Source organism: Williamsia sp. (genome assembly GCF_016462415.1).
In the GTDB taxonomy this organism is placed as follows: domain Bacteria; phylum Actinomycetota; class Actinomycetes; order Mycobacteriales; family Mycobacteriaceae; genus Williamsia_A.
On record NZ_JAEMTF010000110.1, the window covers coordinates 1 to 14,868 of the forward strand.

Sequence of the window (14,868 nt, forward strand, 5' to 3'; positions counted from 1 at the left end):
ACATGCAGACCGCCATCGACAACATCATGGTGTCGATGAACCTGGGTGCTCGCCTGCGCTGATCGGTTGCCGACCGACCGCTGAGAGATTCGATGGAACCGATTCGACGACGGTGACGTCCAACCGATCGGAACATCCGATTTTTGGTTACGATCCGTTACTCACGTAAACGACCGGAGGAACACGATGGCCGACGACGGAAAATTGCATGCCGACATCAACGGACTGCGTGCATCATCGAAGAAGCTGATCCAACTCGGAGATTCCACCGACAAGGCAGTGACGAGTGGTTCCGGTGTGGAGAATTTGGTGCCGAACACAGTCATGGGCGCGAACCTCGCGGGCTTTGCGACCAACGGACCACTGTCACGTATCCCTGCTGCTACGGCCGACGCGGGGCACACCCTCGCCGGTCGCTTTTATGTCCTCGGCGAATTGGTGAACACGGTGGCAAGTCGGTACGAGACCAAGGATGTCGAAGCGGCACGTGCCATCGACGCCGCCGGCGACCTCAACACACCCGACCGAGGTCGTTGAGTGCTCGGGCGATCAGTCGTGTCGGGCGCGAACTTCTCGGCAATGCGAACGTCGGCTGGCTCTCTGGACACTCAGGCGACCTCCATCGACCAGAATGCCGATACGCTCACATCTACTTTTTCCGATGCGCCGTGGACGGGGGCCGCCAAAAACGCGGCACAGCACAAGGCCGAACAAGAGCGCCGCGAACATCGAAAAGTCTCCGCCGACCTTCGCGCATTGGGCACGGACCTGCGTTCGGACGCAGACACAATGGACAACCTGTGCAAGCTCCTCGTCCGCGACGCAACAGCACTCGAAAGTGACAATTTCGCGGTGTCCGACGACTGGGCGGTTCGCGATCTACACAACTACGAGCGCGCATATCTCGAAGCCGACAAAGATGACGACGCTGTCGCGCACGCCCAGGTGGAGAGGTTGCAGAAGCAACGGGCACAGGAAGCAGCGAATGAAACCAGGCGCCTGAGGGGGCATGCGACCGAGTTGACCCAGGTCGATCAGAAGACCGCTTCGTCGATCAACTCTCACCTGCAGACCATCGGGCAGCTCGCGCCCGCCAGCGCAGACCTGTCCGCAGCACGCGCTACCCAGGACATGGCGACGCTATCCGGCAAGAATTCCGACGGTAGCAGCCCTAGCGATGAACAGAAGAAGGATGCCGCCGAGCGCCTGCACGCCGCCGCGGATCTTGACCAGTCGACACGAGACTCTCTCGATCAGACCGGTAAGGGCGGCATCTCGCAGGAGAAGTTCGACTACCTGAAAGGCGTTGCGGCCCAGTTACCCGACAAAGTCAGCAACTACGACGATGTCGGCGGCGACCTCAAACCAGATCAGTACAAGGCTGTGCAAGGCGATGTCGCCGACACGCTAAGGATCCTCGGTAATCCTGGACTTTCAACTTCGAACGGTGACCGCGGCGGGATGACTCAACTTCCCGACAATGTTCAGACACTCCTTACACGATCCCCTACGGGGTCCGGCACTACCACGATACCGAACAAAGAGGGGAAGTCCGACGCTGTCGTCCCGACGGTCGAACTCAAGCGATTCGACGACTGGCGAGCGCTCACCAACAACCTCGGATCCGGCGACCAAGACCTTCGCCATGGATCCGATGTCGACCGCGGTCTACTGAAACAGGCGTCAGAAGTTGCAGGAAAATTGACTCCGGGTTCGGACGCGCAGATGTTCTCGACTGACTCAAAGATCTCGAACGAGGACGTCGAGGTCCGAAGGACGCTTGACGCAATGCTGAACAATGCTTCGGGTGACCACCAAGCGGTACACGACTTCGTCACAGGCAGCGACAGCATGAAAGCCACAATCAGTGGGGACGGCGCATACAACGCAAACGACCACCTGAATGGCCTGTTGCAGCATCAGTGGTCGTCAGATGAACACGGGGCCCGAAACGTTTTCGATTGGCTCAAGGATCCAGCTAGCGTCTCCGCCCCAGGACACGAAGGGCAGTTGGCGGGGGAGACGGCCACCGGACTCGCCCACCACCTGAGTTCGAACGCCTCTGACCTCAACCACATGAGGGATTCGACCGGCGGCGGATTGTCCGACGACTACACGACCCTCGGCAAGGTCAACCCAGAGCTTGTACGAAGTCTTGCGGGAGACCTGTCGCCCTATCTGGGCGGGCTCGGAGGAATTCCCGCGGATGCCACGGTTGCACACGGAGTAACACCCTTCGGATCAAAGGGAGAAATGTCAGCGATGTTCGGCGTTCTTGACGGTGATCCGCAGTCAGCGGCCACCATCAACCACAATGCGTCCAACTGGATCGAGTACGCAGCCCAGGAGGCCGGTCGAGACCCGAGCATGTCCGCAGGTCTCGGACACTTCTCCGGCACGTTGAACGACGTGATGCACGACGGCCTGAACGAGCAGATCTCGGCCCTGAAGGCTAATGACGACTACGGGCAGGCCACCCGCTCGAACGAACTCGGCACCGTGTACGACACCGGCGCCGCCGCACTGGGCATGATCCCAGGCGCCGGCCCGGCGGTTGGCCTCCTCGCTCCCGGCGCAAAGCTCGATTTGCTCGGTGAAACTCCGATACCCGGCGCGGACCAGGCGGATTCGTATACTGCGGCTCTGCAGAAGCTTGCCACCGATGGTCGCGGCGATTCCCTAGCACGTCAGTTTAGTTTCGCAGAGGGCTATATTCAGGACCACCCGCAGCAACGAGAAGTCTTCGAGAACTTTTTTGGCGAAAAGAAAGAACTAGACTGGGATAAGGTTACTTCAGGCAGCTCTGACTTCAAGCAAATTATCGATAATATCAATGCCTACAAGTCCTACGCCCAAGAGTTTGACGACGGCAGCGGTGACGCAAAAGTTGATCCAAAGAAAATTCCACGGCCATGACCTTTTCACGCGCGGCCGCGTCACGGCGGTTGGTTCTTTTTGCAACAATAGTAGTTATGTTTCTCACCGCGTCTTGCGGAGATAAAATGCCAAAGGAACCTGACCCATCGCCGACTTCGATAGCCAACTCTTACCGCGTCTCCCATAAATGGATCTCGACCGAGGCGCTCCGCCCAGAAAGCGCCGAGGGATCCATTGTTCGCGCCGCGCTTGAGTCGGACGAAATATTGATATCGACCGTCGCCCGTGAAGCACAGTATCCCGGTTTTATCGCGGCAAGTGACCAGTACTACGAAAACTCTCACACGCCAGGCGACCCCTACGACAACCAGTTTGCCGGGGCAGTGATCTTTACGCCTACAGAACGTCAGGTACTGGCGAGTGGCCTCGCGTTTACCGTATGCATGGTTGGACGTGTGCAAGCCAAAACTGATCGCCCTCAGAACCTGTTTCAATTCGTCTCTCGAATTGAGATCGCCACAACGGGTACGCCACCGCCCCGAAATCAGGTGGGTTCAGCGGATCGCCCCAGTTCGAATATGTTCGGCGATTGGAGAATTCGAGACATCAAGTTGGTCGACAATCATCCAGCGACGCCACCGCTGACATGCCAACCGGCGTTCTACGAGCAGCACAAGAATGACCCAGCGTCGCCAGGCTGGCCTACGTCGCCAGAGTTACCACCATCGTCGTCAACGGAACCCCGTTGAGCCGCCCCGGATGAAACAGGTCCGGCGTCAAGCCGCCTGCCGTCATATCGGCATGGCCACGAGTGTTTCAACCAGGGTCTGCAGACCAACTATCTACACCCGAGGCCGAGGTAAGTGTTCATGGCGATGAGGCGAAAAGCCACGGTTGTTTTTTCCGGGCTCATTTCAGGAATGGCATTCCTCTCCGCGTGCACGCAATCCGAGGGCCCCGTCAGCGAACCGAGTCGGTCCAGCTCAAGCCAGATCGGGCCAGAAACCGTGAAGACCTTCTGGGTGACCACGCCTGCCGTTGCCCTTTCTTCACCAGAGGGCACGTTCTTGCGCGCCGCTCTCGAGTCGTACGCGAACGTGGTGTACACCTCAGACCAACAATTCGCTTACCCTGGATTTTCGTCACATTCTAAAATTGCCTACGTGAACAGTATTCCGTACGCTCCGCCGAGTCAGATCCGACCTTTGCTGACGCGCGCTTACGCTGTCATGACGGTAACGAACAACAACGGTGGCGTGGCAGAGGCAATAATCTGCTCCGCGGCAATGACCAAGCGAACCTATTCCGGAAGCCCTTCCAACATCGAAATCGACAGGTTGAACCTGCGTTACAAAAAGATCGGAAGCCTGCCCCTCGCTTCACCACCAGGGGATGCGAATCGGCCGTCCACTGACGTCTTCGGAGGGTGGCTTCTGACGGACTACGAACGGCTGCCACGAGACTCGTCGTCGCAGGGCCGGGAATGCGCCGCGATGGGCTTGGAGAGAAACGTGGGCCGCGTGTCGAGTCCCGGGTGGCCGTCGGCGTCAGCCAGCTCGACAAACCCGAGTCCGAGCTCATGAGCGAACCAACCGAATGGTCTCGCCCGGTGCGCCTGAGCGACCTCCCACCCAATATTGCTCGGGCGCTGACCCGTCCGTCGAAACCTGGCGAAATCGACGCTCTGAAAGCTGAGATCGCCGGTCGTCGTGGACAGCCCACCGAAACCGCACGCGCTCCTTCGGTCAGCGTTCCCACCCACCTCAGGCACGCCATTCTCACCCCCGCGGAACGACAACAGGAGATCAATGACCGCGGTCTCTATCAGACCCTCGACGAGCAGATAGACGAGTGGCTCGACGAAAACGGCGGCACCATCCCGCCGGACGTGCTTCGAGACATAATCGACCGGCATAAGGCCCACCTCGCCTCGCGGCCGGGCAACACCGCCTGAACTACCGAGCTGTCAGTCCTGCGGCTCCGACCAGGCAACCTGGATCAGCCGCTCGCCACTGCGCTGGACGAGTACGCCTCGACCAGGGGGACGCGGCGCGCTCTTGGTAGTACCGAGCAGGATGCCCTCGTCCTTGGAGGCACTCATCGCGAGGCCGTCCACCGAGAGATCCTTGAGTCGACTGATGACCGGGTCGTACATCGACCGCGCCGCACCACCGCTGCGTCGAGCCAGGATCAGGTGCAGGCCGATGTCGCGGGCCTGCGGCAGCAGGTCCACCACGGGCAGCAACGGGTTCCCGGAGCCGACGGCGACCATGTCGTAGTCGTCGACCACTAGGTAGACCTCGGGGCCCTCCCACCACGACCGATCTCGAAGCTGCGCCGGGGTGACGTCTGGTCCCGGCAGACGTTTCTGCAGCAGTTCGGCGAGTTCTGCCACGTACGGCTCTGCCTGTTGCGCGGTGGTCGCGTACGCCGCGAGGTGGTTGCCCTCCACCTCGCCCAACAGAGTGCGGCGGTAGTCGACCATCAGCACCTTGGTCTCCACCGGCCGGCCGTTCGCCACCAGTCCTCGAATGATGGTGCGCAGCAATGTCGTCTTGCCGCTCTCGACGTCGGCGAACACCAGGAGGTGCGGCTGAGCGGCGAAATCGATGGTCACCGGAGCGAGTTCGGCCTCATCGATGCCGATGGTGACCCGCATCGGACTGCGCGGTACCAGCGCCTCGGCGCGGGCGACGACGCTCTCGCGGTCGACCCGGTCCGGGAGCATGCGCACATCCGATGCGACACGGCCCGGATAGAACTCCGCAACCTGCGCGACCGCGGAGGACACCGCCGTCGACATGTCGTCGGTGGCCGTCGAGTTGTCCAGGCGTGGGAGCCCGATCAGCATGTGCAGCCGGTCCGGGCTCAGGCCACGTCCCGGCCGCCCGAGCGGAACCGTCGCGGCGATCTTGCGATCGATCTCGGAGTCCGCGGAATCGCCGAGTCGCAGTTCGATCCGGGTGCCCAGCAGATCCTTGACGACCGGACGGATCTCCATCCACCTCGACGCCGCGATGATGAGATGCACACCGAACGAGAGGCCCTGCGCGGCAATCGCACTGATCGCATCCTCGAGCACCTCGAACTCCGAACGGATGGTCGCCCATCCGTCGATGACCAGGAACAGATCACCGAAACCGTCGGCGTCGAGTCGCTCGTCACCGGCGGCGCGACGACGCCGGAACTCGGCCATGGAGTCGATCCCGAGATCACGGAACCGCGCCTCACGCTGGCGGAGCACGGAAATGACCTCGGCGACCGTGCGTCGCACCCGATCCTCTTCGAGACGCGTTGCGACCGAACCGACGTGCGGCAGACCGGCCAGACCGGTGAGCGTGCCACCACCGAAGTCGAGGCAGTAGAACTGAACTTGCTCGGGGGTGTGCGTGATCGCCGCGGACAGGATCAACGTGCGCAGGGCCGTGGACTTGCCCGACTGCGGTCCGCCGACGACCGCAGCGTGCCCCTGCGCGCCCGACAAATCGAGCTGCAGGACGTCGCGACGCTGATCGTAGGGGCGGTCGACGATGCCGACCGGGAACCGGAGACCGGCCAGGCTGTCCGACGCGGCCGAACGCCAATCCCGTGCGCGCAGCAACCTCGTGACCGGCGGCGAGTCCTCCAACGGCGGCAGCCACACCTCGTGGGCGGGGCGGCCGTGGCCCACCAGCTGCGACACCACCATGTCGAGCTCGGTGACCGTCCTGCCCTCGCGCAGGATCGGACCGGCGTTGTCCGCGTCGGCGACCGGTTGTTCGATGACCGCCGGAGCGGGGGTCCGCATCTCGGGTACGTGAGCGGCGGTGAAGACGCGGATCGGCACGCTGGGCCCCGATCGCGCCCGGGAGTCGCCGCGTCGGACGGCGCTGCGCGTCGCGAGGTACGGACCCGACACGTACGACGCGTTGAACCGCACGGGTTCCGACGAGTCGCACTTGAGATACGCCGACCCCGGGACGGCCGGCAGGTGGTAGGCGTCGGGCACGCCGAGCACAGCGCGGGATTCGCTGGCCGAGAACGTTTTCAGACCGATCCGGTAGGACAGGTGCGAGTCCAGACCCCGCAGCTTGCCCTCCTCGAGCCGCTGCGAGGCCAGCAGCAGGTGCATCTGCAGCGATCGGCCCAGTCGGCCGATCATGACGAACAGCTCGGCGAAATCCGGTTTCTGAGACAGCAGTTCGGAGAACTCGTCGACCACGATGAACAGTGCGGGCAGCGGATCGAGCGGCGCACCGTTGAGTCGCGCCTTCTCGTAGTCGGCCACGTTGGCGAAGTTGCCTGCGGAGCGCAACAGTTCCTGTCGCCGGTTCATCTCGCCGGCCAGGGCGTCACGCATGCGGTCGACCATCGCCAGCTCGTCCTCGAGGTTGGTGATGACCGCGGCCACGTGCGGCAGCTCGTCGAGTCCGAGGAACGTCGCGCCACCCTTGAAGTCGACGAGGATGAGGTTCAACGACTCCGGCGCGTGGGTGGTCACCATCGACAACACCAACGTGCGGAGGAACTCCGACTTACCCGAGCCGGTGGCGCCGATGCACAACCCGTGCGGGCCCATCCCGTGCTCGGCCGCCTCCTTGATGTCGATCTCCAGCGGCTGACCGCTCTCGGTAACGCCGACGGGAACCCGTAGACGGTCCCGCGGGGTTCGCGGCCGCCAGACGCGGTCGGGGTCGATCGCCGATGCGTCGGCGACACCGATCAGTCGCATCAATCCGGGATCACGCGGACCGGTGTCGGCGTCGAGGTTGATGAGCTGCGCGGCGGTCGCCAGCGAGTATCGCGCCATGCGACGGGCAATGGCCTCGGCGGTCGCAACAGGCATCTCGTCGGGAACTGCGAAGTTCTCGACTCCGAACGCCGACCGCGCGCCCAGCGTCGTCCCATCCACCACGAGCTGGGTTCCGCGTCGTGCCGCGAGCATCAACGGGGTCTCGCCGAGGCCGATGACGGTCACCGAGTCGAGTCCGCCGTCGTTGATGCTGCGTTCGTCACCGGCGACGAATCCGCCGGCCAGGATCACCATCCACTGGATCCGGCCGTCGACGGGAGAGGCGTTGCGGGAGAACCGCGGTCGTTCGGTCAGCTCGGGATCGTGGTCCTCCTCGAACTCGCGCAGCGACTGGTAGAGCATCCGTGCCGGGCCGGCACCGTCACGACGTTCCGGATGCGCGACGTGCGGCAGCCACTTGGCCCAGGACCATTCGGCGTTCTCCGGGTCGGAGCAGACGATCGCCACTCGTACGAGGTCGGGGCCGTGGAATGCGCACAGCTGCAGCACCATCGACCGGGCGAGTGAATTCACCGACGTGACGGTGCCCTCGATCGAGATGGCCGGGAACGCCCGCAGCGACACCGCCGTCGGCAGACCGCGGACCACCGCGTGCATCCGGATGAACCGGCGCAGCGCCATGACCGACACCGGTTCGAGGTCTTCGAGGGGGCCCGTCTCGGGCCGGGCGAGTCGGGTCGCGAGACGCTGCGCGCCGATGCCGAGGCGGACGTGGCAGAAGTCGGCGTCGTCGGTGCGGCGCTCCCACATCCGACGTGACCCGACCGCGGGCAACAGCGAGCCGGGCGACGGATGCGACCAGGCAAGGGCTTTGAGCTGGGACTGGGCGGTGTCGTCGACGTCCTTGCGGATACGGCCCAGGTAACGCAGGTAGTCCTTGCGTTCCTCGTTCAGCTCGGCCGCCTTCGGCCCGCCGCCGCGGCCCCCGCTGGCGAACATGCCGACCATCGACATCACCATCATCATCGGGAACAGCAGGGTGACCGGGTTGCGCAGCGCCGCCGACCCCGCGGTGAAGAACAGCCCCATCATGCCGACCATCGCCACGATCATGACCACCGGCAGCAGCCGGGAGACAATTCCTGCGGGAACATTGCGAGGGATCTCGGGCGGTGGCTGGATGGACATCTCGCCACCGGGCAGACGCGGGCGTGGGGGCCGTGCGCGGCGTACGAAACCCTCAGTCGTCATCTGACCTCCCCCAAGCCGTTGGTCGTTGCGTCGGCTATCGTACGTTTCGACAGTTGACTGGGAGGCACTGGATACAGATGACGACACACCAGCCTGGATCCATGTCTTCGGGACAGGGATCGGTGGTTGCCGCCAACCCGTTCGCCGCGCCGACCGCGTTCGCGGGCCCCGGCCAGTCCGCATCACCCGCGCGCGTCGATCCGGAACTATGTCGGGTGTCGGTGCTCTCCGGTCGCACCCAGGTCGATGTCGCACTGCCTGCCGACGTTCCCGTCGCGTCACTGATCCCCGAGCTGGCCGGGCTGTTGATGCGCAATCAGTTCGGTGAGCCCGAGCGCGTTCCCGACGATCTCTCGCTGCACTGGACCCTGGGCAAGGTGGGCCAGAAGGTCCTCGACGAGACGCGGACCCTGATCGAGTCCGGCATCGTCGACGGCGATCTGCTCGTGCTGCGTTCCGAGGCCACCACCGAACTACCGACCGTCTACGACGACGTCATCGACGCGGTCGCGGGCATCACCCGTCGCGAGTTCCAGTCGTGGTCGCCGGCCGCGGCCCGCTGGGTGGGAGTCATCGCGTTCCTGGGGATGATCGCCGTCACCGGCACGCTCGCGTTGATCGCATCGTGGTCGGAGCACCGTTACGACATCGGCGCTCTCGCCTTCGTCGCCACGGTGGTGTTCTTCGTCGCCGACCTCGTCGCACGCAACAACGGCGGTGACCGGGTCGTCGGCGCCGCACTCTCCGTCGCGACGTGTCTGTCGGTGTTCGTGGCCTGCGTGGCGATCCTGTCGGCCGCCGATCACGCGGCCAACGTCCTTCTCGGCGCCGGTGTCTCGATCCTGGTGGCCGTCGTCGCACTGCGGGTGACCTCGGGTGAACCGTTCACCCACCTGGCGCTGATCACCGTCTCCACGCTGGTCGCCATCGGCGCCGTTGGGCAGCTCCTGTTCACCGCGCCGGTGCAGCACACCGCGGCCGTGCTCGGCGTCATCGCGTTGCTGGTCGCCCTGATCGCGCCGCGTCTGACGATCCTGTTGGTGCGCCTGCCGGTCCCGACGGTGCCGTCGGCGGGAGCATCCCTCGACGACATCGACCCGCCCAACCAGCAGAACGTGAACCCCGGTGTCGCTGCCATCGGTGCCGTCGCGCTGCCGGAGACCGCGGCGCTCGAACTTCGAGCCAAGGCCGCCAACGCCCACATGTCGGGGCTGATGCTCGGCGCAGCCGCCGTCGCCACGGTGTGCGCGGTGCTGACGGCTGTACCGACCCCCGATTTCGCCTGGAAGGCCGCCCTGTTGGGCGCGTTGATCGCACTGGCCACGATCCTGCGCGGACGCTCGCACTCCGACCTCGTGCAGGCCGTCGGAATGATCGGGCTCGGCGCGAGCGCCCTGCTCGGCGTGATCGGCGCACAGTTCTTCGCCGGTGGTGTCTGGGTCGTTCTCGCGGTCGGGGTTTTGCTGCTGCTGGCCGCGGCCGCCTTCTACTTCGGTGTCATCACACCGAACATGGAGTTCTCCCCCGTGCTGCGACGTATCGGCGAGATCCTCGAGTACCTGGTGATCGCCGCGACCGTGCCCATCGCGGCCTGGGTCATCGGCCTGTTCTCACTCGCCCGCGGGATATGACAGCGCGGCCGTCGCATCGGTCGTCGCTCGGGCGTGGCCGACTCGCGTTGGTCACCCGGGTCGGCCTGGTCGCCGTGATCGGGGTCGGCGCCACCTCCGCGGTACCCATGACGGCCGTCGCAATGCCGGGCATCAGCCGCACGATCTCACCGCCGCAGATCTCCGGACCGGTCCCGTCCGAGGGCCCGGTGGGTCCGGCGGTCCCCACCAAGAGGGCGGTCGCGGACTGTATCGAGACCGTGTCCTCGAGGGGCGATTACATCTCGCCGCCCGCATCGTTCGACCTGCTCGGCATCGAGAAGGCGTGGGAGTTCTCGCGTGGCGCCGGCCAACGCGTCGCCGTGATCGACACCGGCGTCTTCCGGCATCCTCGGCTGTCGGTGAGTGGCGGCGGCGATTACGTGTCCTCCGGTGACGGCACGCAGGACTGCGACGGTCATGGCACCGCGGTCGCCGGCCTGATCGCGGCCAAGCAGTCCACCAACGACGGATTCGCCGGCATCGCACCGGACGCCTCGATCATCGCGATCCGCCAGACGTCACGGGCCTACGAACCGGCCGACGCACGCCAGGCGCCTGACGGCACGTCGATCAAGTCGGACGGCTACGGCGACGTGGCCACCCTGGCCCGGGCGGTGGTGCGCGCGGTGAACCAGCGCGCCACGGTCATCAACATCTCCGAGGGCGCGTGCCGACCGGCAGGCGCGGACCTTCGAGACCGCGCCCTGGGTGCGGCCGTCAAGTACGCCTACGACCGCAACGTCGTCGTGGTCGCAGCGGCGAACAACGTCGGGCAGGGCAACGAAGGGTGCGGCACCCAGAACCCGGCCGCGTTGGGCGGTATCGACGTCGACCCGTGGGCGAGCGTGGTGACGAAGTCGTCGCCGGCGTACTTCTCCCCGTACGTGATCGCCGTGGGCTCGGTCGAGGACGACGGCCGCCCGTCGCCGTATTCGCTGGCCGGGCCGTGGGTCACGGTCGCCGCACCGGGAACGGATCTGGTGTCGCTGAACATCGCCGCGAACCCGCCGATCATCGACGCGTTCAAGGCCGACAACGGCTCCAGTCCCCTCACTGGCACCAGCTTCGCCACGCCGTACGTCTCCGGGTTGGCCGCTCTGATCCGAGCACGCTTCCCGCGGCTGACCGCACGGCAGGTGATCGACCGGATCACCCGCACGGCCCACCACCCCGCCGACGGTCGCGACGGCGCGGTCGGTTACGGCCTGATCGACCCGGTGGCCGCGCTGACGACCACCACCCCAGACGTCACGCCCGCCGGTGCCACACCCGCCGACCCCAGAACCGGCGACACCCGCGACGTCTACGCCGCCGAACCGGTGCGCCCACAGGTGAATCCGGCGCAGCCCAGTTCGGTCCCCCGCTACGTCGCCCTGGGCGTCAGTGCCGGCGCGGTCCTGCTCGCCTTGGCCGCGTGGATGCTGCTGCGACGACGCAACGGCGATCGCGATCAATTGCGCGAAGGGATCGACTACTGATGTCGGCGGACGCGTGGACGCTGAGCACGCATGAGTTCCGATTGTTGTGGGAGATGCAGGCTGATCGCACGCCCTACCCGCGCACCTTCGCCTTCGGGGGCGGCGAGACGTTCGACGATGCCGACGATCGACGCAAGGTCGAGAAGCAGATCAGGTCTGAGTTGCAGGCCACGACTTCGCAAATGAAGGAAGCTGCTTTCGCGTCGTTTGCCGCGCCCAGGTTCAGCGTTGATGTGATCGGTGCGCGCGCTCATGGAACCCGCCTCGACCACTTCCGGGCCCACGGCGCATGGCGCGGTCGGCCCGAACCCGCGTTTCTAGCCGTACAGAAGTCGACCGATGACCTGACCATCGGCGGCGATGTCGACATCACCAGATACGACGCGACCGGGTGGAGTGACGCCATCGTGGGTGTACTACCGCAATCACCACCGGCGGGTCGGCTGCCGGTCGACAACAACGTGCCTACCAACTCCCAACCGGTTGCCGACGTCGTCTTGCGATCGATCGCTTCGAGCGCATCGAAAACCTCGGCAGCAGCTGCGTTCGCGCACTTGGCGCCATCGATGGGTGCCGTGATCACGCTGCGGGTTGGGTCACTCGCCGACACGCACAGTCCGGATTCTGCGGACATCCATGTCGCAGACATCGACGACGATGGGCGTTACGCGCTCATCATGGATGAGCCCGCGACCGCCCTGGGGGTGGACGCCGACGCATTGGCTCGGCTTGTCAACAAGGTCCTCAACACGGTGCGCAGTCGGCACGACGAGAAGAGAGAATCAGCATGAGACGCATCGTTCCGATGCTGGCATCATGTAGCGGACAGCCGTACAGAATAAGGGGACCTGGATTGAGAACGTCAGTACACGGCCCGACCCGACGGACCACCGCCGTCGCGAGTGCGGTTCTCGCCGCGGCACTTGTCGCGGTCGTCGGATGTTCTCCCTCGGCCGACGGACCGGCCCCGCAAGCCGCATCCTCATCGTCGAACCCGGACGCGCTTCCCACGCCGGAGGGCACTGTCCCCGACTCAATCGAGGACATCAACTCCACCAAGGACATGACCGGAGTCGTAACCACCTACAGCAACGACGCGAATCCCTACATCAAGCTGATTCCGTACGTCTGCCCGTTCCTGCCGGATTCGCTCACCCGCGAAAAACTCGGAATGGTCGATAAACAAACCGGATTCGGTGGGCAGCACACTCTGCTACAAATCTGCAATATGGGTAGCGCGACAGGGCCGAATTATGAGCAGTTAGGAATAACGGTGACAGTCCAGGCCACTAGTTTTTCGGACGCAACAAGCACCGCCAGCATTAACAAGATTGCAGAAGACGTGCCTGTATGGAAGAACGTGACTGGAACGGTTTACAAGAACTCAATCGACGATACGGACGAAGAGAAAGTCTGCAACATCGTCTGGGGGACTTTCTACGGAAGCGCAGTTGTTTCGATTTTTGTAAGCAAGGGCTACGTAGCTGACGCCTGCCAGAAGGCGCCGGAGGTTGCACGGATGGTCGCCCCGTTCTTGCCGTCTACCCCCTCAGAGATGCGACCTACGGAGAAGTAGTCATGAGCAGTCCAGGTGGGACCCCATCGATTGATGCCATAAAAAGCGACTCATCCCTCAGGTTTAGTCCAGATACCGCCCGTGCGATCGCTCAGCATTGCAATTCCTCTGCTGCGTCATTTGAAACGATTTGGAAGAACGCCCAGTCGCTAATCAACACAGGGTCTGCTGGAAATTTTGATTCGGCGGGCAATATACAACGAAGCCTTCAAGCACTCGGAGAGTCTTGCATCAACTCCGTGAGAGGCCTCAGGGACAATGCCAGAGACCTCGGCGACGCCGTCAGAGCTGCAGGCCAACGAATTCAGACTCAAGACGAGGAGGTCTCCAACTCGCTGAAATCAACTTCCGACAAAGCAGGGGGTTACCCCCCAATAGGTCAGCCCGCGACCGGCGCCTCCGACTGTCGCCCATCCGACCCTATTGGCAAGGATGCGTTCCTAGGCCGCTTCCCATGTGAGGCAAGCGCCGAGAACTCGCCGGGTGGTGGAGTGGTGGAATGGGGTTTTGGAAATAGCCAACCCGCAAACCCCGTGTCACTGAACGCTCTCGTAACCAACTGGATGTCAGTGGCTCGAGACATCGCCGCGACCGCAGCGGCCCTTGACGCCGGCATTTCGGGAGTTTTGGCAAACGGGACCTGGACAGGCACGGCCGCCGACGGAGTACGCGCAGGATCTAGAAGCGTAGCCGACATAGCCACCAGCACGGGCAGGAACGCTTTCGTCAACGCCAATGTAGTCGCCGGTTGGGTCGCTGCGGTCATAGGAACGCAAACCGGTTTCAACGGACTAAAGTCACGGCTAGAAACCGAGAACCACACATATAACACCGTCGTCATGGCCTCGGGCGTTAATCCTTCAGCGGTGCAGCGCCATCAGGAGGTTGTCAACGCCTTAGACCAACAAGGCCGCATGATCATTGATAATACCTATAACCCCGGAGCCACGAAGACCTCGACGAGTTTGCTGAATCTTCCCGATCCCGGAAGCCCGATTGGCACCATCATGCCGATGGGGTTCTCGCGCCCGGCCAATGGCGGAGGCAGTGGCTCTACCGGGACTAGCGCGGCCGGCGCTGGCGCTGGAAGAGGCGGCGCCGGCGGTGGGGGCGGGGGAAGTGGCCCAGGCCCCGCGGGCAATCGGACCGGTAGCGATGCGGCGCAGACACTGTCGCGCCAGGGCTCCGGCGATCCGGCTGGCGCTGCTAAAAACGCTGCTGCCCAATCCGGTCAAGCCAGCAACCCGGCGTCGGCGGCGCAGTCGGCGATGTCGAAAGCCGGTGACGCCACGAAGGGGCTGG

11 protein-coding genes are annotated in these 14,868 nt (G+C 64.1%); 9 read left to right on the plus strand and 2 right to left on the minus strand.

The genetic code is table 11. The features are described from left to right. Nucleotides 1–186: 186 nt before the first annotated feature. From JHC79_RS19735 to JHC79_RS19745, 3 genes are read left to right on the plus strand one after another with little or no spacing between them, the layout of a single operon-like run. On the plus strand, nucleotides 187–537 hold the full coding sequence (locus JHC79_RS19735; RefSeq protein WP_296394017.1) for a hypothetical protein: 351 nt from the start codon (nucleotides 187–189) through the stop codon (nucleotides 535–537). An 18-nt stretch (nucleotides 538–555) separates the two neighbouring features. Next, entirely contained in the window at nucleotides 556–2,916 is a 2,361-nt protein-coding gene (locus JHC79_RS19740; RefSeq protein WP_296394018.1) for a hypothetical protein, read from the plus strand. A 56-nt stretch (nucleotides 2,917–2,972) separates the two neighbouring features. Further along, nucleotides 2,973–3,626, plus strand: coding sequence for a hypothetical protein (locus JHC79_RS19745; protein WP_296394020.1), 654 nt, complete (start codon nucleotides 2,973–2,975; stop codon nucleotides 3,624–3,626). 89 nt (nucleotides 3,627–3,715) lie between these two features. Here JHC79_RS19745 and JHC79_RS19750 read toward each other — a convergent pair whose 3' ends face one another. After that, the gene (locus tag JHC79_RS19750; protein ID WP_296394023.1) at nucleotides 3,716–3,985 is read right to left on the minus strand and encodes a hypothetical protein; all 270 of its coding nucleotides are present in this window, start codon (nucleotides 3,983–3,985) and stop codon (nucleotides 3,716–3,718) included. A 426-nt stretch (nucleotides 3,986–4,411) separates the two neighbouring features. On the opposite strand from JHC79_RS19750, the gene JHC79_RS19755 reads away from it, so the two are divergent. Next, nucleotides 4,412–4,831, plus strand: a complete 420-nt coding sequence (locus JHC79_RS19755) for a hypothetical protein (protein WP_296394025.1) — start codon at nucleotides 4,412–4,414, stop codon at nucleotides 4,829–4,831. Between the two features lie 12 nt (nucleotides 4,832–4,843). On the opposite strand, the gene eccCa is transcribed toward JHC79_RS19755, so the two are convergent. Then, a complete protein-coding gene (gene eccCa, locus JHC79_RS19760) occupies nucleotides 4,844–8,860 on the minus strand; it encodes a type VII secretion protein EccCa (protein WP_296394027.1) in 4,017 nt (1,338 codons plus the stop codon). Nucleotides 8,861–8,961: 101 nt separating this feature from the next. On the opposite strand from eccCa, the gene eccD reads away from it, so the two are divergent. The 5 genes from eccD to JHC79_RS19785 all read left to right on the plus strand — a co-directional run. Continuing rightward, nucleotides 8,962–10,491 (plus strand): type VII secretion integral membrane protein EccD, encoded by a 1,530-nt coding sequence (gene eccD / locus JHC79_RS19765; RefSeq protein WP_296394029.1) that lies wholly within the window; start codon nucleotides 8,962–8,964, stop codon nucleotides 10,489–10,491. Next, entirely contained in the window at nucleotides 10,488–11,990 is a 1,503-nt protein-coding gene (mycP, locus tag JHC79_RS19770) for a type VII secretion-associated serine protease mycosin (protein WP_296394031.1), read from the plus strand. The genes eccD and mycP overlap by 4 nt, the downstream gene beginning before the upstream one ends. Further along, nucleotides 11,990–12,781, plus strand: coding sequence for an ESX secretion-associated protein EspG (locus tag JHC79_RS19775; RefSeq protein WP_296394033.1), 792 nt, complete (start codon nucleotides 11,990–11,992; stop codon nucleotides 12,779–12,781). Before mycP ends, JHC79_RS19775 begins: the two co-directional genes overlap by 1 nt. Then, nucleotides 12,778–13,566, plus strand: a complete 789-nt coding sequence (locus tag JHC79_RS19780) for a hypothetical protein (RefSeq protein ID WP_296394035.1) — start codon at nucleotides 12,778–12,780, stop codon at nucleotides 13,564–13,566. Before JHC79_RS19775 ends, JHC79_RS19780 begins: the two co-directional genes overlap by 4 nt. Before the next feature lie 839 nt (nucleotides 13,567–14,405). Next, a partial coding sequence (locus JHC79_RS19785; protein ID WP_296394037.1) for a hypothetical protein occupies nucleotides 14,406–14,868 on the plus strand: 463 nt, incomplete at its 3' end.